Here is a 19,696-nt window from a genome sequence, read left to right as displayed (position 1 = left end):
CGCGCGGGACGACGAGCCCCCGGTCCGCGAGCCGGTGAGCGTGGTCGGCCGCCCGGGTGCCACCGGGCGGGTGCCCGAGGCGCGGCCGCACCACGCGGGGCGGCAGCACACGGTCCGCTCCGAGCGCACCCCGGTCACCCCGGTCGGCAGCCGCCGTCCGCCGCACGCCGACCGGGTGCCGCGCACCACGACCCCGTTCGGCCCGTCGGCCGGGCGCGGGCGCACCACGGCCACCGGCGGCTAGCCGCCCCGCCGCACCACGGGCCGGTACGCACACCCCCGCGGCCCGCGGCGCAGCGGCGAGCAGATGCGCGGACGAAGGCCCCGGAGGCTCCTGAGGGAGCTTCCGGGGCCTTTGTCACGCCCGGGGCCCGTCCGGAGCGCGCCGCGTCGGCGGCGGGCCGTCAGCCGCGCCAGCAGCGCCGTACGGCGTCGTCGGCGATCTCGAAGTTGATGCGGCCGTACAGGTACTCCATCGTGATGATCGCGCCCGGCGGAAGCGCCCGCACGGTGGTCCAGCCGCGCTCGCGCGCCCGGTCCTCGGCGGTCCGGGCGTCGAGCCCCACATAGCTGTCGAGGTCGTCGTCGGGTTCGGCCGGAAGGTTCGGTACAGGTCCCATGACAGCCACCGTAGGCGTAGCCGAACGGGTGGCGCAGGCAGGAAAAGAACATGTTCCGGCGTGCTGTGGAGCACACCGACAACGCTTCATGCGACCCAGGTCCGCCATTCGTCACACTTGTGTCACAGAAAACACGCCCGGGTTTGTCAACGACTTTGTCACTCTTACGAGCCGCGTGTTGACGCCCCAAAGATGACGGAGAGTTTTCGTCGATATCCCCTGCCAAAGGCAGGGTTCTGGTATAGGCGCGGGGCCGTCCATGACATGCCCTCCGGGGAATTCGACGGGTCGCAGGAATATGCCATCGCCGATCGGGCACCCGGGATCCGGAGCGCACAATTCCGACACAAATCGGGGAATTCGAACCCCGAGGTTTACCCCGCCGGGGCCGCGGTACCCGGCGCCACCGAGGCGAACATGACAGACAGATCCGATGGAACCCGCAAGAAGACGGCGACCAGTGGCCCGAGCCCACTGGCGCTCCTGCGATCCGCCCGGGACCAGCTCGTCGAACTGACGGGCCTGTACCCCGAGTCGATGCCCCGCCTGGAGCAGACCGACGAGGGCTGGGTCCTGGACGTCGAGGTGGTGGAGCTGGCCAGGGTGCCGGAGACGATGAGCCTGATGGCCCTGTACGAGGTGACTCTCGACCCGGACGGCCAGCTCACCGGCTACCGCCGCATCCGCCGTTACGAGCGCGGGCGAAGTGACCGCGGCTGACCGGCAGGGGGAACGGCCGGCCCGGCCGGACACGAGAGGACACACACGACATGACTACGGTTGTTCCGGCACAGCAGAGCAGGGGCGGGGGCGGCACCAGCGGCCTCTACGACGTCCTGGAACTCATCCTCGACCGCGGCCTGGTGATCGACGCGTTCATCCGCGTCTCCCTGGTCGGCATCGAGATCCTCAAGATCGACATCCGGGTCGTGGTGGCGAGCGTCGACACCTACCTCCGGTTCGCCGAGGCGTGCAACCGCCTCGACCTGGAGGCCGGGCCGAACAAGTCCCCCGGCATCCCCGAGATCCTCGACGGCGCCACCGAGGGCGCCGCCCGCAGCAAGACCAAGGGCGCGCTCAGCGGCGCCGGTGAGACCGTCTCCAAGGCCGCCCAGTCGGTGGCCGAGGCGATCCGGGGCGACGAGGAGCCCGAGCCGGAGGAAGCCCGCCCCCGCTCCCGGCGCCCGGCGGCCCGCAAGTCCACGTCCGGGTCGAGGAAGAGCGAGGAGAGCTGATGAGCACCTATGTGTACGGGATCGCCCGCGGCACCCTCCCGGACCTCGGCGACACCCTGCTCGGCATCGGCGACCCGCCGCTGCCGGTCCGCGCGCTCAACGAGGGCGAGCTGGCCGCGATCGTCAGCGACTGCCCGCCGGAGCTGAAGCCCCGGCGCCGCGACCTGCTGGCCCATCAGCACGTGCTGACCGAGGTGAGCGACAAGCGCTCCGTGCTGCCGATGCGGTTCGGGTCGGTCTCCGCCAGCGACGAGGACGTCCGCACGGTGCTGACCCGGCACGCCGACCGCTACGAGGACCAGCTCCAGCGGCTGGCCGACCGGGTGGAGTACAACGTCAAGGCGGTGCACGACGAGGACGCGGTGCTCCACCAAGTGCTCTCCGAGGAGCCGGAGTTGCGGCTGATGGCCGAGGCCAACCGGGCCGCGGGCGGCGGCACCTACGAGGAGCGGATGCGCTTCGGCGAGCTGGTGGCGAACGCGGTGCGGGCCCGTGAGGTACGCGACGCGCGGATCGTGGAGGAGGCGCTGGCCCCCGTCACCGAGGCGGCGCGCCCCGGCCCGGAGGGCGGCGGCTGGTTCCTGAGCCTGTCGATGCTGCTGGCCAAGGACGGCGCCGAACCGCTGCTGGAGGCGGTCGCCGACCTGGAGAACGCCCACCCCTGGGTGAAGCTGCGGGTGAACGGCCCGCTGCCGCCCTACAGCTTCGTCGAATCCTGATGCTGCTGATCGGCTGGGTGATCGGACAGGTGCTCGCCGCGGCGGAGCGCGAGTACTACGACCCGGCCGCGATCCAGCGCGAACTGATCGCCCTGGAGACGCGGCTGGAGGACGGGGAGATCGACGAGGCGGAGTTCGAGCGGCAGGAGGACCTGCTGCTCGACCGGCTGGAGGAGGCGCAGCAATGGGCGAACGGGACCCTGTGACCACCGCGTACGGCTCCCCGTCGGCGTCGTACGGGTCGTCGGCGGCCTACGGTGCGCCCGGTCCGTCCGGGCTCGCCACCCGTGGTGATTCGGCCAATCTCGCCGACATCCTGGAGCGGGTGCTCGACAAGGGCGTGGTCATCGCGGGCGACATCCGTATCAATCTGCTCGACATCGAGCTCCTCACGATCAAGCTGCGGCTCATCGTGGCCTCCGTCGACAAGGCCAAGGAGATGGGCATCGACTGGTGGGAGCACGACCCGTCGCTGTCGTCGCGCGCCCGCCGGGCCTCGGTGGAGAACGGCACGAGCGAGGAGGCCGCCGGATGACCGACGCGACCAACGTGACCGACCCGACGGACAACACGACCGAAGCCACCGCGGCGACCACCGCGACCGACCCGACCGCCGCGACCGGAACGCTGGAGTACGCGTACGCCGTCGTCCGCGAGGCCGACACCCCGCACGCCGCCCTGGAGCGGGTGCGCGGGGTCGCGGGCGAACCGGTGCGCGCCGTCCGCCATCTGGGGCTCGCCGTGCTGGCGGGCTCCGTACCGGCCGCCGACTTCGACGAGGGGCCGCTGCGCGAGCGGCTGGAGGACCTGACGTGGCTGGAGGGCGTCGCCCGCGCCCATCAGCAGGTGGTCGACACGGCCGGGGCGGACACGTGCGTCATCCCGGTCCGGATGGCCACCGTCTGCCGCGGCGAGGAAGGGCTGCGGCGGCTGCTCGCCTCCGGCCGGGACCGGTTCGCGACGGCGCTGGACCGGCTGGAGGGCCGCGTGGAGTGGGGCGTCAAGGTGTACGCGGCGCCCGCACCGGCCGAGGAGCCGTCCGCCGAGCCCTCGGCCGCCTCTTCGGGCCGCGACTATCTGCGCCGCCGCGGCGCCCAGCGGCGCGCCTCCGAGCAGCGATGGGGGCGTACGGAGGAGGGCGCGCGCCGGGTACACGAGACGCTCGCCGCGCTCGCCGAGGGCGCCCGCCTGCATCCGCCGCAGGACGTACGGCTGTCGGGCGAGGCGGACCGCAATGTGCTCAACGCGGCGTATCTGATCCCGCACGAGGAGAGCGAGGCGTTCGCGGAGCGGGTGGGCGAGCTGGCCGGGCGCGAGGCGGCACTGCGGCTGGAGCTGACCGGCCCGTGGGCGCCGTACTCCTTCGTCGCCGCCGAGGGCAACGGACGAGCCGAACCGTGACCACGAGCACGAGCCCGCTCGCCCACCGGCAGATCGCCCTGGTGGACCTGCTGGACCGGCTGCTCGCGGGCGGCGTGGTCATCACCGGCGACGTGACCCTGCGCATCGCCGACGTGGACCTCGTACGCATCGATCTGCGGGCGCTCATCAGCTCGGTGAACGAGAACGTGCCATCCCCCTGGGACGAGCCGCGACAACCGCGAGGACCGGAGGAACCGTGAGCCGGAAGCTGGAGCTGGACCAGGACACCGTCGAGCGCGATCTGATGAAGCTGGTGCTGACCGTCGTCGAGCTGCTGCGGCAGCTGATGGAACGGCAGGCGCTGCGCCGGGTGGACCAGGGGGACCTGACGGAGGACCAGGAGGAGCGGATCGGGCAGACCCTGATGCTGCTGGAGGACCGCATGGGGACGCTGTGCGAGCGCTACGGCATCAAGGAGTCCGACCTCAACCTGGACCTCGGGCCGCTCGGCCCGCTGCTGCCCCCGAGAGAGTGACGCCGCCCTGAGAGTGACACCCGGGACAGTGACACCTGGGACATAGCCTCGCGCATCACCACAAATCGGGCGATCATGGGCCGGAGCCGACCCCAGCGACCGCCTCAGGGAGCCCCGATGGTGACAGGCACCGCGCGTCCCGCGGCAGGACCGACTGGACCGGCCGGGCGAGGACGTCTGGCGCGCCGGGGCCGGGTGCTGGCCGACTGGCTGACCACCACCGACCACAAGAAGATCGGCCATCTCTATCTGATCTCCTCGTTCGGCTTCCTCCTGGTGGGCGGCGTGCTGGCGCTGGTGATGCGCGCCGAACTGGCCCGGCCCGGGATCCAGATCCTCTCCCAGGAGGCCTACAACCAGGCGTTCACCCTGCACGGCACGATCATGCTGCTGCTGTTCGCGACGCCCGCCTTCGCCGGGTTCGCCAACGAGATCATGCCGCTCCAGATCGGCGCGCCCGATGTCGCCTTCCCGCGCCTGAACATGCTGTCGTACTGGCTGTATCTCTTCGGCGGGCTGATCGTGGTCGCCGGCCTCATGCTGCCCGGGGGCGGGGCGGACTTCGGCTGGACCGCCTACGCCCCGCTGAACAGCATGGTCCGCTCCCCCGGCGTCGGCGCCGACATGTGGATCATGGGGCTGGCGCTCTCCGGTTTCGGCACCATCCTCGGCGCGGTGAACTTCGTGACGACCATCATCACGATGCGCGCCCCGGGGATGACGATGTTCCGGATGCCGATCTTCACCTGGAACATCCTCTTCACCTCGATCCTCATCCTGATGGCGTTCCCGGTGCTCGCGGCGGCGCTGCTGGTGCTGGAGGCGGACCGGCGGTTCGGGGCGATGGTGTTCGACGCGGCCTACGGCGGGGCGCTGCTGTGGCAGCACCTGTTCTGGTTCTTCGGCCATCCCGAGGTCTACATCATCGCGCTGCCGTTCTTCGGCATCATCACCGAGATCGTCCCGGTCTTCTCGCGCAAGCCCATCTTCGGTTATCTGACGCTGATCGGCGCGACGATGGCCATCACCGCCCTGTCGATGGTGGTCTGGGCGCACCACATGTTCGCCACCGGGGCGGTGCTGCTGCCCTTCTTCTCGCTGCTGTCCTTTCTGATCGCGGTGCCCACCGGCGTGAAGTTCTTCAACTGGATCGGCACCATGCAGGGCGGCTCGCTGTCCTTCGAGGCGCCCATGCTGTGGGCGGTCGGCTTCATGGTGAGCTTCCTGTTCGGCGGGCTGACCGGCGTCATCCTGGCCTCGCCCCCGCTGGACTTCCACGTCACGGACACGTACTTCGTCGTGGGCCACTTCCACTACGTGGTCTTCGGGACCGTGGTGTTCGCGATGTTCGCGGGCTTCTACTTCTGGTGGCCCAAGTTCACCGGGAAGCTGCTGGACGAACGGCTGGCCCGGATCCACTTCTGGACGCTGTTCATCGGCTTCCACCTCACGTTCCTGGTGCAGCACTGGCTGGGCGCGGAGGGGATGCCGCGCCGCTACGCCGACTATCTGGCGGCGGACGGCTTCACGGCGCTGAACATGGTCTCCACGATCGGCGCCTTCCTGCTGGGGATCTCGACGCTGCCGTTCCTCTACAACGTCTGGAAGACGGCCCGGTACGGCACGAAGGTCGAGGCGGACGACCCCTGGGGCTTCGGCCGCTCGCTGGAGTGGGCGACGTCCTGCCCGCCGCCCCGCCACAACTTCCTGACGCTGCCGCGGGTGCGCAGCGAGTCGCCCGCCTTCGATCTGCACCATCCCGAGGTGGCCATGGTCGAGCAGGAGCGGGACCAGCAGCTGAGGGGCACCCGGGGGACGATCAGCCCGGAGCGCGGTCGCCCAGAGCGCGGTCCAGGCGGTCCCTGATCTCGCGGATGTGCTCGATGAGTTCGACCGGTTCGCGCACCTCGAAGTCGAAACCGGCCAGCACGATGTGGACCACCAGGACGTCGAGGCCGTGGGCCCCGGTGTGCAGCAGACAGCTGTGCTCGTCGACGGCCTCCAGCGTCCCCGCCGCGGGCGAGATGCGCTGCGCCGCCCGCTCGACGGGCACCCGCAGCAGGACGGTGGCCTGCTCGCGGTAGACGGCGCCCGACACGCCCCGGGCGACATACGCCGCGAGATCGTCCGCGGGCGGGCGGCGCGGCGTGAAGCGGGGGCCGTGCGGCGGGGTGGGGGTGATGCGATCGACCCGGTACGTACGCCAGTCGTCCCGGTCCACGTCCCAGGCGACCAGGTACCACCTGCGCTGAGCCGCGACGAGGCGGAGCGGTTCCGCGGTGCGGCGGGTGACCGTACCGCCGTGGTCGCGGTAGGTGAAGCGCAGCGCTTGAGCGTCCCGGCAGGCGCTCGCCAGCTCGATCAGGACCGCCGGGTCCGCCGCGGGGCCCTGGACCGCGCCGGGCATCGGCACGGTGAACGAGCTCAGCGCGCTCACCCGGCGGCGCAGCCGGTCCGGCAGCACCTGTTCCAGTTTGGCGAGGGCGCGTACGGAGGTCTCCTCGATGCCCTCGACGCCGCCCGTGGCCTGGCGCAGCCCGACCGCGACCGCCACCGCCTCCTCGTCGTCCAGCAGCAGCGGCGGCAGCTGGGCGCCCGCGGAGAGCCGGTAGCCGCCCGCCGTGCCGGGGGCGGAGTGCACGGGGTAGCCCAGCTCGCGCAGCCGGTCGATGTCGCGGCGCACCGTGCGCGGGGTGACGCCGAGCCGGTCGGCGAGGTCCGCGCCGGACCATTCGCGGTGGGCCTGGAGCAGGGAGAGCAGACGGAGCAGCCGGGCCGAGGTCTCCAACATGGGGCCGAGTCTGCCAGCCCTTGAGGACGGAGGGTGTCCTCAAGGGCCCTCAAGGGCGGTCACCGATGGCCCGCCGGGTGAGCGGAGGCGCTCAGTCCGGGTCGGCGACCCGGACCGACAGATCGTTGTCGACGGTGTAGTACGGACGGACCGCGGCGGTGCCGTGCGGGGCGTCGACCGTCCGCACCGGGTAGGTGAAGATCTCCTTCTTGTCCGCGACGTCGTCGAGTATCCGGGCGAGCCGCACCGGGGCCGCCGCCCCGTCCGCCGGGCGCAGCCACAGGTCCCACAGGTCCGCGCCGCCGCCCCAGCGCTCCGCGAGCCGCGCGTAGTCGAGGGTGAAGGAGAACGTGGCGCCGTCCCCCCTCACCGGCGCCGTGCACACCAGGCTCCGGTCCCGGCGGCAGCGGGCCTCGGCCACCGCGCCGTCCAGCCAGCCGTCCGGGTGCTCCACCCGGTACAGCCGCCCGCTGACCGTCATCGTGCCGTCCTCCAGCCGGATCTCCCCGGCCTCGGCGTGCGGCACCCTGCGCCAGGTGCGCAGGCTGAGGTTGCCGTGCTTGGTGGCGTAGGGGATGCGGACGGACAGCGGCGAGGTGCTGGGGCCGGGCCTGCGGTCGACCAGCGAGCGCAGATCGTGCAGGCCGGGAACGAGCCGCCGCGGCTCCTGCTCCCCGTACGCCACGAACACGTCCCAGCGGCCCTCGGGCAGGGCGACGGTGCCCGGCAGCGCGGCCTGCAACCGGCCGTCGGCGGTGGGGCCGAGCGGCAGCCGGACCTCGGCGTCGTCGGCGGGCCCGGCGCCGCGCCGCACCAGCACCAGCGCCCCGCTCCAGTCGTCGTAGCTCCCCGGCTCCGGACGGACCCAGTCGGAGATGTGGAAGGTGAGTCCACCGGCGGAGTCCGCGACGCAGTCGGCGCGCGTCGCGGCGGTCTCGATGGCTTCCCTCATGCTGTCCCCTTCAACGGGCTCCATGGGCTCCATGCGCTCGGCCGCTCTCGCGCTCACGGTTCCGCTCATGCCATTCGCACCCTTCGCATCGCCTCGGTCGTCGCCATCGCCCCGCCGACCAGCGAGCCGCGGGCCCGGTGCAGCGAGCCGCGCAGCCCGCCGCGCGCCGACAGGTCGGCGAAGAGGCTCTCGTAGCGGCCGGCGACCCGGGACGGGTCGAAGCGGGCGGAGTCCTTCAGGGCCGCCTGGCCCATCTGCTGACGCAGTTCGTCGTTGTTGATGAGGTCCAGCAGCGCGGTGGCGATCGCGTTGGTGTCGCCGGTCGGGACGAGGCGGCCGTCCACGCCGTTGTCGATGATCTCGGCCGGGCCGTGCGGGCAGTCGGTGGCGACGACCGGGAGGCCGCAGCGCATCGCCTCCACGATGGTCATGCCGAACGACTCCAGGCTGGAGGTGACGGCCGCTATCGAGCCCTTGGCCCACTCGGGGTCCAGGGGGTTGGCGGGGCCCATGAGGAAGACGTGGTTGTAGAGGCCGAGCTTGTCGATGAGGGCGCGCAGCTTGGCGCGCTGCTCGCCTCCGCCGTAGATCCGCAGCCGCCAGTCCGGGCGGGCCGCGCTGACCTTGGCGAACGCCCGTATCAGCAGGTCGTACCGTTTCACCGGGGCGAGCCGGCCCGCCGCGACGACCCATTTGCCGGTGCCGTCGGCCGGTTCCAGCCCGGGCTCGGGGACGCTGTTGGGCACGGATTCGATCCGTACGCCCGGCAGCCGCATCTCGGCGCGGTAGTCCTGGGCGTCGGCCTCGGTCACGGTCGTCACCGCGTCCAGCCGGGGGTAGAAGCCCCGCAGGGTGCGCTTCAGCCCCTTGGAGTGGGTGCTGAGCGTCAGATGCTCCTGGCCGACCCGGACCGGGCCGCGGCGCGCCTCCCGGGCGATGTGCACATTGAGGCCCGGGCGGGTGCCGACCACCACGTCCGCCCGGAGCCGCCGCAGATGCTCGCCGATCCGGCGGTCGGTCAGCTCGCTGTACTGCTCGTACCGGCCCTCGGTGACCGGGAAGACCTTCGCGGGCCGCGTGTACGCGGGGTCGTCGCCCTCGTAACCGGGGCCGTTCTTACGGATGTCGACGAGATGGCTGATCCGCACGTTCGGACCGGGGTCGAAGATCGGCTGATCCCGGTGGCGGAACACCGAGACGATCTCCACGTCATGTTGCTCGCCCAGGGTGCGGGCAAGGTTGTACGTGGTCCGGATCGTCCCGCCGATCCCGTACGCGTTGTGAATCAGGAATGAGATGTGCATCCGTCCCGTATCCCACCGTTTTTGTGCGGACGGGGGTCTCGTCCGCCTACCACGAGGTAAGACCCCGAAAGTGGTTGTCGGGTTGGGTTCCATCACTGTCTTGTTCCCCAACAGATAGGAAATCGGTAGCCAATTCAGGGAACTTCCGAGGGAACTGACGCATCAGAGGTGCGGCGGGCTCCAGGCCGCGTGACCCCCGCCGTGGATGGCCGTTGTCTACGTATGAGCCGGGGACCGCCCGGCCCACGGACCGAGACCGAGGAGCCACCCGTGCCGCGCATGCTCGACGTCAGCGATGACGTACGCGCCGAGATCGGCGACGAAGAAGCCGACCGGCTGCTCGCCGGTGACAACGCCCCGGGCGCCTACGACTGCACGTCCTGCCGCACCCCCGGCAACTCCGACCAGGAGCGCACCAGCACGGTGCTGTTCGTGGGACAGGAGACCGCCGTGCTCGCGTTCGCGCACGCCACCTGCGTTCCCTCCCAGGTCGTCCCGGTCTCCGAGGAGCAGCTGGCCGGTGCGGTCCGGTCCATCACCGCCGAGGAATCCGCGCCGTACGCGGCCGAGCCGCCGCCGCCCGCGCAGCCCGCCCCCGCCTACTCCGCCCCCGCCGCCCACGCCTACTCCGCCCCGCCGCAGCAGGCGGTGCTCGGCGTCACCAGCGGGGTGGTGCTGGTGGGCGGGGAGCAGCGCCCGGCGCTGGTCGTCGAGCCGACCGGGCCGATCACCCGGCCCGGCGCGACCGGGCACGGCGACGACTTCCTCCCGCTCCTCACCGAGCAGGGCTTCCTGCCCGTGGTCGACCTCGGCCGGCCGCCGGTGGCCATCCCCGGCTGGTCGGTGCTGCTCGCCATGGGGCAGCTGCACGCGGTGCTGATGCCCGCGGCGGGCGGCGGCTCCCCGGTGGCCTGGTGGCAGGCGCACAGCCCGATGCCGCTCAGCGAGGGCTGGCGCAGCGCGGTGGGCCGCTCCCAGCAGGTCCTGGTGTACGCGGCGGCGGCGGGCACGATCGGCACCCAGCCGCGGGAGGACCAGCTGCGCGCCGCCCTGGACCGGGCCGCGGCGCGCGGCGCGCTGGTCGGCGCCTCGATGCCGCTCGCGGGCACCTGATCCGGTGACCCACCCCGTCCCGGGCCGCTGCCTGACCCAAGCGGCCCATTCGCCGCCCATGCCGCATCCCAAGAGCGGCCTGGTCGTTGGCACATACGTGCACGCATACGACCTCCCCTACCGCTCCCCCTCGTACGCCCATATCCCGGCCATGCGCCCGGCGCTGGAGGCGTCGCCCGACCCGTGGCGGCACTCCGCGACGCCGATCTACGACGCGCTGTACGCGGAGTACCGGCGGCTGTTCCGGGCGTTGCCCGGCGACCGGTCGGACGAGGAGGATCTGGGGTTCGTCGCGTTCAGCGCCATCGGCCAGCCCCGCGGCCTGACCAGTGGCGGCCACGGCGGGGCCTGGGACACCGGCGGGCTGTACTACCGCACGTACCTTCCCGCCCTGCCGCCCGGCCAGCGCGACGGGCGGTACTGAGCGTTGAAGGGGCGCCACCGGAAGCGGTGGCGCCCCTTCAGCGGTTACTTCTTACGGCCGCGCTTCTCGCGCACCCGCACCGAGATCTGGATCGGGGTGCCCTCGAAGCCGAACTCCTCGCGCAGCCGCCGCTCGATGAAGCGGCGGTAGCCCGCCTCCAGGAAGCCCGAGGCGAAGAGGACGAACCGCGGCGGCCGGGTGCCGGCCTGGGTGCCGAACAGGATGCGGGGCTGCTTGCCGCCGCGGATCGGGTGCGGGTGGGAGGCGACGATCTCGCCGAGGAACGAGTTCAGCCGCCCGGTCGGCACCCGGGTCTCCCAGCCCGCCAGCGCCGTCTCGATCGCCGGGACGAGCTTCTCCATGTGGCGGCCGGTGCGGGCCGAGACGTTGACCCGGGGCGCCCACTGGATCTGCCCCAGCTCGGTCTCGATCTCGCGCTCCAGGTAGTAGCGGCGCTCCTCGTCGAGGGTGTCCCACTTGTTGTACGCGATGACCAGCGCGCGCCCGGCCTCCACGGCCATCGTGACGATCCGCTGGTCCTGGACGCTGATGGGCTCGCTGGTGTCGATGAGGACGACCGCGACCTCGGCCTTCTCCACGGCGGCCGCGGTGCGCAGCGAGGCGTAGTAGTCGGCGCCCTCCTGGAGGTGGACGCGGCGGCGGATACCGGCGGTGTCCACGAACTTCCAGGTGATCCCGCCGAGTTCGATCAGCTCGTCCACCGGGTCGCGGGTGGTGCCCGCGATCTCGTTGACGACCACCCGCTCCTCGCCCGCCACCTTGTTGAGCAGCGAGGACTTGCCGACGTTCGGGCGGCCGATGAGCGCGATGCGGCGCGGGCCGCCGAGCGTGGCACCGAAGGTCTGGGCCGGGGCCTCGGGCAGCGCCTCCAGCACCGCGTCGAGCATGTCGCCGGTGCCGCGGCCGTGGAGGGCGGAGACCGGGTGGGGCTCGCCGAGGCCGAGGGACCACAGCATCGCCGCGTNCGGAGACCGGGTGGGGCTCGCCGAGGCCGAGGGACCACAGCATCGCCGCGTCCGCCTCGCCGCTCGGGCCGTCGACCTTGTTGGCGCACAGCACGACCGGCTTCCCGGCCCGGCGCAGCAGCTTGACGACGGCCTCGTCGGTGTCGGTCGAGCCGACCGTGGCGTCCACCACGAAGACCACCGCGTCGGCGGCCTCGATGGCGAACTCGGCCTGGGCGGCCACGGACGCGTCGATGCCGAGCACGTCCTGTTCCCAGCCGCCGGTGTCGACCACCTTGAAGCGGCGGCCGGACCACTCGGCCTCGTAGGTGACCCGGTCGCGGGTGACGCCCGGCTTGTCCTCGACGACCGCCTCGCGGCGGCCGATGACCCGGTTCACCAGGGTCGACTTGCCGACGTTCGGGCGGCCGACGACGGCGAGCACCGGCAGCGGGCCGTGCCCCGCCGCGGCGAGGTCGCCCTCGACCTGTTCCAGGTCGAAGCCCTCCTGCGCGGCGAGCTCCATGAACTCCGCGTACTCGGCGTCGCCCAGCTCTCCGTGCTCGTCGCCGCCGCTGTGGATCTGGTCGTTCATGAAGTGATGTCCTCGTCGTCCCTCAGTGCCGCGCGCCCTCCTGGGCGCACGGGTTATGTCTCGTTGTGGCGGCCCGTGAGCCGCCTGGCGCTCCCCAGGTGCTCGCCCAGACGCTTCTGGATGAGCACGGTCGCCTCGTCCAGCGCCGCCCGGGTCCGCCGGCCGCTGCCGTCCCCCGCCCGGAACGCGTCGCCGAAGACCACGTCGATCCGGCTGCGCAGCTTCGGCAGCGCCCGGGCCCGCCCGTCGGCCCGCCGCTGCTCGCCGGTGCCGAGCACGGCCACCGGCACGATCGGGGCGCCGGACCGTACGGCGAAGTACGCGAGCCCCGAGCGCAGCGACGCGAAGTCGCCCTCGCCGCGGGTGCCCTCGGGGAAGATCCCCAGCATCCCGCCGCGCTTCAGCACGCCCAGCGCATGGGTGATCGCTGTGCGGTCGGCGCTCTCCCGGTCCACCTTCAGCTGACCGATGGAGCGCAGGAACGGGTCCAGCGGACCGGTGAACGCCTCCTTCTTGACCAGGAAGTGCAGCGGCCGGGGCGAGGTGCCGATCAGCATCGGGCCGTCGATGTTGTGGGAGTGGTTCCCGGCCAGGATGACGGGCCCGGCGGACGGGATCCGCCACGCGCCCAGCACCCGCGGCCGCCACAGCCCGTACATCAGGCCGATGCCGATCCCGCGCCCCACCGCGGCACCGGCCGCGCTCGGCAGCGCCGGGTCGGCGGTGGCGGTCATGCGGCGGCCCGCTTCTCCTCGACCAGCGTGACCACGCACTCGATGACCTGGTCGAGGGTGAGGTCGGTGGTGTCGACCTCGACCGCGTCGTCCGCCTTCGCCAGCGGCGACGCCTTACGGCCCGAGTCGGCGGCGTCCCGCTTGGCGAGCGCCGCCTGGGTGGCGGCCAGGTCGGAGGCCTCCTTGCCCTTCAGCTCCCCGCTACGGCGGGCGGCGCGCGCCTCGGCGGAGGCGGTGAGGAAGATCTTGAGGTCGGCGTCCGGGAGCACGGTGGTGCCGATGTCCCGGCCCTCGACCACCATGCCGCGCGGCGCCTCGGTGGCGATCGTCCGCTGGAGCTCGGTGATCACCTGGCGCACCTCGGGGACCGCGCTGACCGCGCTGACCCGGGAGGTGACCTCCTGGGTGCGGATCGGCGCCGAGACGTCGGTGCCGTCGACAGTGATCGTCGGGGCGGCCGGGTCGGTGCCGGAGACGATGACCGGCTTGCGGGCGGCGTCGGCCACGGCGACGGCGTCCTCGACGTCGATGCCGTTGTTCACCATCCACCAGGTGATCGCGCGGTACTGGGCGCCGGTGTCCAGGTAGCCGAGGCCGAGCTTGGCCGCGACGGCCTTGGACGTACTGGACTTGCCCGTGCCTGCGGGGCCGTCGATCGCGACAATCACTGCTGCCGGGGCGGTCCGGGCGGCGGTTTCCACGGTGACAGACACCTTTCGTATGCACGGGGCTGGGTTGAACGGAGCTTGGTTGGAGCCCCGGACAAGGTTACTGGCTCATCCGGGGCTCCCGGTCACTGCCGGATGGACCAGCCCCGCTCGCGCAGGGCCGTGGTCAGACCGGGGGCGGCGGCGGGCTCCACCATCAGCTGGATCAGGCCCGCCTGCTGGCCGGTGGCGTGCTCGATCCGCACGTCCTCGATGTTGACGCCCGCCCGGCCCGCGTCGGCGAAGATCCGGGCCAGCTCGCCCGGCTGGTCGCCGATGAGAACCGTCACGGTCTCGTAGACGGCCGAGGCGGCGCCGTGCTTGCCCGGCACCCGCTCGCGCCCGGCGTTGCCGCGGCGCAGCACGTCCTCGATCCCGGCCGCTCCCCCGCCGCGCTTGGCGTCGTCGGCCGACTGGAGCGCGCGCAGCGCCCGTACCGTCTCGTCCAGGTCGGCGGCGACCGCGGCGAGCACGTCCGCGACCGGGCCGGGGTTGGCCGACAGGATGTCGATCCACATCGCGGGGTCGGAGGCCGCGATCCGGGTCACATCGCGGATGCCCTGGCCGCACAGCCGCACCGCGGTCTCGTCGGCGTCCCGCAGCCGCGCCGCGACCATGCTGGAGAGCAGGTGCGGGGTGTGCGAGACGAGCGCCACGGCCCGGTCGTGCGCGTCGGCGTCCATCACCACGGGCACGGCGCGACACAGCGCGACCAGTTCCAGTGCGAGATTGAGCACTTCGGTATCGGTGTCGGCGCCCGGTGTGAGCACCCACGGCCGCCCCTCGAACAGGTCCGCGGTGGCCGCCAGCGGCCCGGAGCGCTCCCGCCCGGCCATCGGATGCGTACCGATGTACCGGGTCAGGTCGCAGCCCAGCTCCTCCAGCTCCCGGCGCGGCCCGCCCTTGACGCTGGCCACGTCCAGCACCGCCCGCGCCACACCCCTGCGCAGCACGTCGGCCACCGTCCGCGCCACGTACGCGGGCGGCACGGCGACGATCGCCAGGTCCACAGGCCCGTCCGGCTCACCTTGCGTACCGGCCCCGAGCGCCTCCGCGGTCCGCGCCGCGTCCGCGTCGTGGTCGGCGAGGTGCACGTGGATGCCGCGGCCCGCGAGGGTGAGCGCGGCGGAGGTACCGATCAGTCCGGTACCGATGACGAGGGCTGTTCTCACTGGGCGATGTCCTTGCGGAGGGCCGCCGCGGCGCCGAGGTACACATGGGCGACGTCGGTCTTGGCGAGGTCGGTCTCGACGTGCGCGAGTATCCGGACGACCCGCGGCATGGCCCCGGCGATGTCCAGCTCCTGCGCACAGATCAGCGGCACATCGGTGATCCCCAGCTTGCGCGCGGCCACCGCGGGGAAGTCGCTGTGCAGATCGGGCGTGGCCGTGAACCAGACGCTGATCAGATCGTCCGGCACCAGGCTGTTGCGCTCCAGGATGGCGGTCAACAGCTCGGAGACCTGCTCCCGCATGTGCCCCGCTTCGTCCCGCTCCAGCTGAACCGCCCCGCGGACCGCTCGTACCGCCACGTCTGTGCTCCCTGCGCCTGCTCTGCCGTGCTGCCCGTGCCGCGTCTTCCGCGCGTCCTCCACGCCGTACGCGTCCCCAGTGTCCCCGATCAGCCTAACCAGCCGGAACCGCGCCCCCTCACGCGTCCCACAGGGAGCCGAGCGCCAGCAGCTCCTCCCGGTACTCGATCCGCCCGGTCCACTCGGCGGGCCATGCCCCGGCGCCCAGATACGCACCGGCGAAGGCGCCGGTGAGGCAGGCGATCGAGTCCGAGTCGCCGGAGGAGCAGGCGGCCCGGCGCAGGGCGAGCACCGGCTCCTCGGGGAGGAGCAGGAAGCACAGCAGCCCCGTGGCCAGCGCCTCCTCCGCGATCCAGCCCGCGCCGGTGGCCAGGCACGGATCGGCCTCCGGGTCGGGGGCGCGCAGCGCGTCGTCCAGCCGGTCGAGGACGCCCAGGCAGTCGTCCCAGCCGCGCGCCATGAACGTCGTGGGCGAGGGGTCGTGGGAGTGCCGCCAGAGGTCGCCCAGCCAGTCCTCGCGGTAGCGGGTGCGGTTCTCCTCGGCGTACGCGCGCAGAAGACCGGGCAGCTCGGCCGGGCGGGCGCCCTGCGCCAGCACGTACACCGCGTGCGCCGTCAGCTCGCTCGCGGCGAGCGCGGTCGGATGCCCGTGGGTCAGCGCGGACTGGAGCTGTGCGGCCCCCGCCCGCTGGTCGCCGGTCAGCCCGGGTGCCAGCCCGAGGGGCGCGACGCGCATATTGGCGCCGCAGCCCTTGGAGCCGAGCTGGCTCGCCTCCGCCCAGGGACGCTCCTCCTGGCTGAGCAGATGGCAGGCCCGCAGACAGGTGGCACCGGGCGCCCGGTTGTTGTCCGGGGAGCGCCACCACTCGACGAACTCCTCCCGCACCGGCCGGGTGAAGCGCAGCGGCGCGAGGTAGCCCCGCTCCATCGCCGTGCGCAGCCCGCGGCCGAGCGCCAGGGTCATCTGGGTGTCGTCCGTGACGTACGCGGTCCCCGGATGCCCCGGCAGCTCCATCTGCCGCCACGGCCCGCACTTGGCGAGGATCGACGGCACGTCGTTGAACTCCGTCGGGAAGCCGAGGGCGTCACCGAGCGCCAGGCCGAGCAGGGATCCGGTCGCCGGGCACTCGACGGGCGCGGTCAGAGGTCCACCTCGCGCATCAGCATGCCGACCTCGGTGTTGGTGAGGCGGCGGAGCCAGCCGGACTTCTGGTCGCCGAGGGCGATGGGGCCGAAGGCGGTGCGGACCAGCTTTTCGACCGGGAAGCCGGCCTCGGAGAGCATGCGGCGGACGATGTGCTTGCGGCCCTCGTGGAGGCTGACCTCGACGAGGTAGTTCTTGCCGGTGTTCTGGACCACCTTGAAGTGGTCCGCGCGGGCGTAGCCGTCCTCCAGCTCGATGCCGTTCTTGAGCTGCTTGCCGAGGTCGCGCGGCAGGGGGCCCTGGATGGCGGCGAGGTAGGTCTTCTTCACGCCGTAGCGGGGGTGGGTGAGGCGGTGGGCCAGCTCGCCGTGGTTGGTGAGCAGGATGATGCCCTCGGTCTCGGTGTCGAGGCGGCCGACGTGGAAGAGCCGGGTCTCGCGGTTGGTGACGTAGTCGCCGAGGCACTGGCGGCCGTCCGGGTCCTCCATGGTGGAGACCACACCGGCGGGCTTGTTCAGCGCGAAGAACAGGTACGACTGGGTGGCGACGGTCAGCCCGTCGACCTTGATCTCGTCCTTCTCCGGGTCGACCCGCAGCCCCTGCTCGGTGACGATCTTGCCGTTGACCTCGACGCGGGCCTGGTCGATCAGGTCCTCGCAGGAACGGCGCGAACCCATGCCCGCGCGGGCCAGGACCTTCTGGAGCCGCTCGCCGTCCTGCTCGCCGAAGGTCTTGGGCAGCTTGGTCTGCGGCTTGTTGTGGCGGGCCCGGTTCCGCTCCTCTATCTGGGCCTCGTACTCGCGCGGGCGGGCCGGGGCGTTCGGCTTCCGGCCGCGGCCGCCGACGCCCTTGGGGGCACCGCTCTTGGCCGCGCCGCCCCGGGGGCCGCCGCCGCTCTGCTTCGGGGCGCCCGCGTCGTAACGGCGCTCCTCGGGGCGGGGGCGACCGGTGCGCTTCTGCTTGTCGTCGCGCCCGTTCCCGGCCCCCCGGTAGTTCTTGCCGCCGCTGCTGCCGCCGCTGCCGCCGCTACCGCTGCCCCTGCTGTTCCTGCCGCTGCTTCGCATCAAGTTTCCGTCTGAGAGTGGCTGCTGTCGTCTGCGTCTACGTGTGCGTGTGTTACGTCTGTGTCCGGTGCGTCCGGGTCGAACGAGGGCACGCCCTCCTGGGACTCGCCCTCGACCGCGTCCACCTCGGGGAGGAACGGTGCCAGCTCGGGAAGCTCGTCCAGGCCGCGCAGACCCATCCGCTCCAGGAAGTAGTTCGTCGTCCTGTACAGGATCGCACCTGTTTCGGGTTCCGTGCCCGCCTCCTCCACCAGTCCGCGCTGGAGGAGGGTGCGCATCACGCCATCGCAGTTGACGCCGCGGACGGCGGAGACGCGGGAACGGCTGACCGGCTGACGGTACGCGACCACCGCGAGGGTTTCCAAAGCGGCCTGGGTGAGCCGGGCGTGCTGGCCGTCCAGGACGAAGCCCTCGACGGCCGCGGCGTACGCGGGCCGGGTGTAGTACCGCCAGCCGCCCGCGACCAGCCGCAGCTCGAAGCCGCGGCCCTGCGCCGTGTACTCGTCCGCCAGCTCCCGCAGTGCCCCCGCGATCGCGCGGCGCGGGCGGTCCAGCACCTTGGCGAGGTGCTCCTCGGTGGCGGGTTCGTCGACGACCATGAGGACGGCTTCCAGCGCGGGCTTGAGGTCGAGTGCCGCGACCTCCGAGGGCTCGGTCTCGGTCTCGGCTGCGGTGACCGGCTCGCTCATGTCCGTACCTCCTGTGCCTGCGCCTTCTGTGCCTGCGCCTTCTGTGCCTGCGCCTTCTGTGGCTGCGCCTCCTGGTCGAACTCATCGGTGACCAGCGGCCCCTGTCCGTCCTCCGCGCCGCCCGTCCAGCGCACCAGGAGCGCCCCCAGCGCCTCCGACTGGTCGAGCAGGACCGCGCGCTCCCGGTACAGCTCCAGCAGCGCCAGGAAGCGGGCCACGACGGTGAGCACGTCCGGCGCGTCCTCGGTGAGCGCGGCGAAACTGGCCTCCCCCAGCTCCCGCAGCCGCCCCACCACGACCTCCGCCTGTTCCCGCACGCTCACCAGCGGGGCGTGGATGTGGTCGACGTACACCTGGGGCTTGGGCTTGGCCTGCATCGCCTTCACGGCCAGCTTCGCGAACCCCTCCGGCCCGACGCGGATGACGACGTCGGGCAGCAGCTCCGCGTGGTGCGGCTCCAGCCCGACGGTACGGGGGTAGCGGCGGGCCTCCTCGACCAGCCGGTCGTGGAAGATGTCCGCGATCTGCTTGTACGCGCGGTACTGGAGCAACCGCGCGAACAGCAGGTCCCGCGCCTCCAGCAGCGCCAGGTCCGCCTCGTCCTCCACCTCGGCGGCGGGCAGCAGCCGGGCCGCCTTGAGGTCGAGCAGGGTCGCCGCGACCACGAGGAACTCGGTCGTCTGGTCGAGGTCCCAGTCCGCCCCCATGGCCCGGATGTGCGCCATGAACTCGTCGGTGACCTTGGAGAGGGCGACCTCGGTGACGTCCAGCTTGTGCTTGGAGATCAGCTGGAGGAGCAGATCGAAGGGGCCCTCGAAGTTGTCGAGCCGCACGGTGAAGGTGCCGTTGCCGTCCTCGGCGGCTTCCTGTTCTCGGGCCGCCTCGCCGACTTGGGCCGCCTCGCCGTCCTGGCCCGCCGCGCCGCCACTCCCGGCCTCGCCGTCCCCGGCGGCCTGGCCGTCGCCGGCGGCCCCGCCCTCTTCGGTGCTCTCGCGGTCTGCCGCGGCCTCGTCTTCCCCGGCGGCCTCGCCGTCCCCGGCCGTAGGCCCACCGTGGTCCTGCGCGGCAGGCGCGGGCCGTACGGCAGCGCCGTCTCCGTCCTCGCCCCGGGCCCGCTCGTGCGCGGGCTCGGACTCCCCGGCGGACCGCGTCGGCGGGCCCGCTTCGGACGGCCCGTCGCCCGGCTCGCCCGCGGGCATCGGCGCGTCAGCA

Annotated in this window: 23 protein-coding genes and 2 pseudogenes; 12 read left to right on the top strand and 13 right to left on the bottom strand. The window is 72.4% G+C overall.

Translation table 11 applies throughout. The features are described from left to right. Positions 1-244 (top strand): annotated as a pseudogene (locus EEJ42_RS26130) (phosphatase PAP2 family protein); the annotation flags it as partial. Positions 245-404: 160 nt separating this feature from the next. Here EEJ42_RS26130 and EEJ42_RS26125 read toward each other — a convergent pair. Then, entirely contained in the window at positions 405-620 is a 216-nt protein-coding gene (locus EEJ42_RS26125; RefSeq protein WP_123103504.1) for an I78 family peptidase inhibitor, read from the bottom strand. Between the two features lie 417 nt (positions 621-1,037). Between EEJ42_RS26125 and gvpO the strand changes: the two genes are divergently transcribed. The 9 genes from gvpO (at position 1,038) to ctaD (ending at position 6,337) form a co-directional block, all read left to right on the top strand. Beyond that, positions 1,038-1,340: a gas vesicle protein GvpO gene (gene gvpO, locus EEJ42_RS26120; protein ID WP_123103502.1), complete on the top strand. Its 303-nt coding sequence runs from the start codon at positions 1,038-1,040 to the stop codon at positions 1,338-1,340. A 50-nt stretch (positions 1,341-1,390) separates the two neighbouring features. Beyond that, the gene (locus EEJ42_RS26115) at positions 1,391-1,855 is read left to right on the top strand and encodes a gas vesicle structural protein GvpA (RefSeq protein WP_123103500.1); all 465 of its coding nucleotides are present in this window, start codon (positions 1,391-1,393) and stop codon (positions 1,853-1,855) included. After that, complete coding sequence (locus tag EEJ42_RS26110) at positions 1,855-2,574, top strand: GvpL/GvpF family gas vesicle protein (RefSeq protein WP_123103498.1); 720 nt, start codon at positions 1,855-1,857, stop codon at positions 2,572-2,574. Before EEJ42_RS26115 ends, EEJ42_RS26110 begins: the two co-directional genes overlap by 1 nt. Further along, the gene (locus tag EEJ42_RS26105) at positions 2,574-2,780 is read left to right on the top strand and encodes a gas vesicle protein GvpG (protein WP_123103496.1); all 207 of its coding nucleotides are present in this window, start codon (positions 2,574-2,576) and stop codon (positions 2,778-2,780) included. The genes EEJ42_RS26110 and EEJ42_RS26105 overlap by 1 nt, the downstream gene beginning before the upstream one ends. Beyond that, on the top strand, positions 2,759-3,109 hold the full coding sequence (locus EEJ42_RS54735) for a gas vesicle protein (RefSeq protein WP_123103494.1): 351 nt from the start codon (positions 2,759-2,761) through the stop codon (positions 3,107-3,109). Before EEJ42_RS26105 ends, EEJ42_RS54735 begins: the two co-directional genes overlap by 22 nt. Continuing rightward, positions 3,028-3,975, top strand: a complete 948-nt coding sequence (locus tag EEJ42_RS26095; RefSeq protein WP_123103492.1) for a GvpL/GvpF family gas vesicle protein — start codon at positions 3,028-3,030, stop codon at positions 3,973-3,975. The genes EEJ42_RS54735 and EEJ42_RS26095 overlap by 82 nt, the downstream gene beginning before the upstream one ends. After that, positions 3,972-4,196, top strand: a complete 225-nt coding sequence (locus EEJ42_RS26090; RefSeq protein ID WP_123103490.1) for a gas vesicle protein — start codon at positions 3,972-3,974, stop codon at positions 4,194-4,196. The genes EEJ42_RS26095 and EEJ42_RS26090 overlap by 4 nt, the downstream gene beginning before the upstream one ends. Then, positions 4,193-4,471, top strand: a complete 279-nt coding sequence (locus tag EEJ42_RS26085; protein WP_009719037.1) for a gas vesicle protein K — start codon at positions 4,193-4,195, stop codon at positions 4,469-4,471. Before EEJ42_RS26090 ends, EEJ42_RS26085 begins: the two co-directional genes overlap by 4 nt. A 117-nt stretch (positions 4,472-4,588) precedes the next feature. Continuing rightward, entirely contained in the window at positions 4,589-6,337 is a 1,749-nt protein-coding gene (gene ctaD, locus EEJ42_RS26080) for an aa3-type cytochrome oxidase subunit I (RefSeq protein WP_123103488.1), read from the top strand. Here the strand turns inward: ctaD and EEJ42_RS26075 are convergent. From EEJ42_RS26075 to EEJ42_RS26065, 3 genes are all read right to left on the bottom strand, one after another. Beyond that, on the bottom strand, positions 6,291-7,262 hold the full coding sequence (locus EEJ42_RS26075) for a helix-turn-helix transcriptional regulator (RefSeq protein ID WP_123103486.1): 972 nt from the start codon (positions 7,260-7,262) through the stop codon (positions 6,291-6,293). The two genes, ctaD and EEJ42_RS26075, sit on opposite strands and share 47 nt — an antisense overlap. A 91-nt stretch (positions 7,263-7,353) precedes the next feature. Next, positions 7,354-8,214 (bottom strand): hypothetical protein, encoded by an 861-nt coding sequence (locus tag EEJ42_RS26070; RefSeq protein WP_123103510.1) that lies wholly within the window; start codon positions 8,212-8,214, stop codon positions 7,354-7,356. Positions 8,215-8,279: 65 nt separating this feature from the next. After that, the gene (locus tag EEJ42_RS26065; protein ID WP_123103484.1) at positions 8,280-9,518 is read right to left on the bottom strand and encodes a glycosyltransferase family 4 protein; all 1,239 of its coding nucleotides are present in this window, start codon (positions 9,516-9,518) and stop codon (positions 8,280-8,282) included. Positions 9,519-9,788: 270 nt separating this feature from the next. Between EEJ42_RS26065 and EEJ42_RS26060 the strand changes: the two genes are divergently transcribed. Further along, complete coding sequence (locus EEJ42_RS26060) at positions 9,789-10,631, top strand: hypothetical protein (protein WP_123103482.1); 843 nt, start codon at positions 9,789-9,791, stop codon at positions 10,629-10,631. 58 nt (positions 10,632-10,689) lie between these two features. Further along, positions 10,690-11,055 carry a hypothetical protein gene (locus tag EEJ42_RS26055; protein ID WP_246097383.1) on the top strand — a complete coding sequence of 122 codons (366 nt, stop codon included), beginning with the start codon at positions 10,690-10,692 and terminating at the stop codon, positions 11,053-11,055. A 44-nt stretch (positions 11,056-11,099) separates the two neighbouring features. Here the strand turns inward: EEJ42_RS26055 and der are convergent. From der to EEJ42_RS26010, 9 genes and pseudogenes are all read right to left on the bottom strand, one after another. Further along, positions 11,100-12,615, bottom strand: a pseudogene (der, locus tag EEJ42_RS26050) (ribosome biogenesis GTPase Der). A 53-nt stretch (positions 12,616-12,668) separates the two neighbouring features. Next, positions 12,669-13,349, bottom strand: a complete 681-nt coding sequence (locus EEJ42_RS26045) for a lysophospholipid acyltransferase family protein (protein ID WP_123103478.1) — start codon at positions 13,347-13,349, stop codon at positions 12,669-12,671. After that, positions 13,346-14,050 (bottom strand): (d)CMP kinase, encoded by a 705-nt coding sequence (gene cmk / locus EEJ42_RS26040; protein WP_246097382.1) that lies wholly within the window; start codon positions 14,048-14,050, stop codon positions 13,346-13,348. The genes EEJ42_RS26045 and cmk overlap by 4 nt, the downstream gene beginning before the upstream one ends. Before the next feature lie 92 nt (positions 14,051-14,142). Beyond that, positions 14,143-15,228: a prephenate dehydrogenase gene (locus tag EEJ42_RS26035; protein ID WP_123103474.1), complete on the bottom strand. Its 1,086-nt coding sequence runs from the start codon at positions 15,226-15,228 to the stop codon at positions 14,143-14,145. Beyond that, positions 15,225-15,587 carry a chorismate mutase gene (gene aroH / locus EEJ42_RS26030; RefSeq protein ID WP_123103472.1) on the bottom strand — a complete coding sequence of 121 codons (363 nt, stop codon included), beginning with the start codon at positions 15,585-15,587 and terminating at the stop codon, positions 15,225-15,227. The genes EEJ42_RS26035 and aroH overlap by 4 nt, the downstream gene beginning before the upstream one ends. A 118-nt stretch (positions 15,588-15,705) precedes the next feature. Then, positions 15,706-16,731, bottom strand: coding sequence for an ADP-ribosylglycohydrolase family protein (locus tag EEJ42_RS26025; RefSeq protein WP_123103508.1), 1,026 nt, complete (start codon positions 16,729-16,731; stop codon positions 15,706-15,708). Then, positions 16,728-17,795, bottom strand: coding sequence for a pseudouridine synthase (locus tag EEJ42_RS26020; protein ID WP_123103470.1), 1,068 nt, complete (start codon positions 17,793-17,795; stop codon positions 16,728-16,730). The genes EEJ42_RS26025 and EEJ42_RS26020 overlap by 4 nt, the downstream gene beginning before the upstream one ends. Further along, on the bottom strand, positions 17,795-18,484 hold the full coding sequence (gene scpB / locus EEJ42_RS26015) for an SMC-Scp complex subunit ScpB (protein ID WP_123103468.1): 690 nt from the start codon (positions 18,482-18,484) through the stop codon (positions 17,795-17,797). The genes EEJ42_RS26020 and scpB overlap by 1 nt, the downstream gene beginning before the upstream one ends. After that, positions 18,481-19,683, bottom strand: coding sequence for a segregation and condensation protein A (locus EEJ42_RS26010; RefSeq protein ID WP_246097385.1), 1,203 nt, complete (start codon positions 19,681-19,683; stop codon positions 18,481-18,483). Before EEJ42_RS26010 ends, scpB begins: the two co-directional genes overlap by 4 nt. Positions 19,684-19,696 lie beyond the last annotated feature (13 nt).

Source organism: Streptomyces botrytidirepellens, from assembly GCF_003721215.1.
GTDB lineage: Bacteria > Actinomycetota > Actinomycetes > Streptomycetales > Streptomycetaceae > Streptomyces > Streptomyces himastatinicus.
The sequence above is the reverse complement of the archived record's forward strand: the minus strand, read 5'-3'. Positions and strand labels throughout refer to the sequence as shown.

Coding starts and splice junctions, on each gene's coding strand:
- ctaD (WP_123103488.1), top strand. CDS start 4,589: ATGGTGACAGGCACCGCGCGTCCCGCGGCAGGACCGACTGGACCGGCC.
- gvpO (WP_123103502.1), top strand. CDS start 1,038: ATGACAGACAGATCCGATGGAACCCGCAAGAAGACGGCGACCAGTGGC.
- EEJ42_RS26070 (WP_123103510.1), bottom strand. CDS start 8,214: ATGAGGGAAGCCATCGAGACCGCCGCGACGCGCGCCGACTGCGTCGCG.
- EEJ42_RS54735 (WP_123103494.1), top strand. CDS start 2,759: ATGGGCGAACGGGACCCTGTGACCACCGCGTACGGCTCCCCGTCGGCG.
- EEJ42_RS26075 (WP_123103486.1), bottom strand. CDS start 7,262: ATGTTGGAGACCTCGGCCCGGCTGCTCCGTCTGCTCTCCCTGCTCCAG.
- EEJ42_RS26055 (WP_246097383.1), top strand. CDS start 10,690: ATGCCGCATCCCAAGAGCGGCCTGGTCGTTGGCACATACGTGCACGCA.
- EEJ42_RS26125 (WP_123103504.1), bottom strand. CDS start 620: ATGGGACCTGTACCGAACCTTCCGGCCGAACCCGACGACGACCTCGAC.
- EEJ42_RS26105 (WP_123103496.1), top strand. CDS start 2,574: ATGCTGCTGATCGGCTGGGTGATCGGACAGGTGCTCGCCGCGGCGGAG.
- scpB (WP_123103468.1), bottom strand. CDS start 18,484: ATGAGCGAGCCGGTCACCGCAGCCGAGACCGAGACCGAGCCCTCGGAG.
- EEJ42_RS26045 (WP_123103478.1), bottom strand. CDS start 13,349: ATGACCGCCACCGCCGACCCGGCGCTGCCGAGCGCGGCCGGTGCCGCG.
- EEJ42_RS26020 (WP_123103470.1), bottom strand. CDS start 17,795: ATGCGAAGCAGCGGCAGGAACAGCAGGGGCAGCGGTAGCGGCGGCAGC.
- EEJ42_RS26110 (WP_123103498.1), top strand. CDS start 1,855: ATGAGCACCTATGTGTACGGGATCGCCCGCGGCACCCTCCCGGACCTC.
- EEJ42_RS26065 (WP_123103484.1), bottom strand. CDS start 9,518: ATGCACATCTCATTCCTGATTCACAACGCGTACGGGATCGGCGGGACG.
- EEJ42_RS26010 (WP_246097385.1), bottom strand. CDS start 19,683: ATGCCCGCGGGCGAGCCGGGCGACGGGCCGTCCGAAGCGGGCCCGCCG.
- EEJ42_RS26115 (WP_123103500.1), top strand. CDS start 1,391: ATGACTACGGTTGTTCCGGCACAGCAGAGCAGGGGCGGGGGCGGCACC.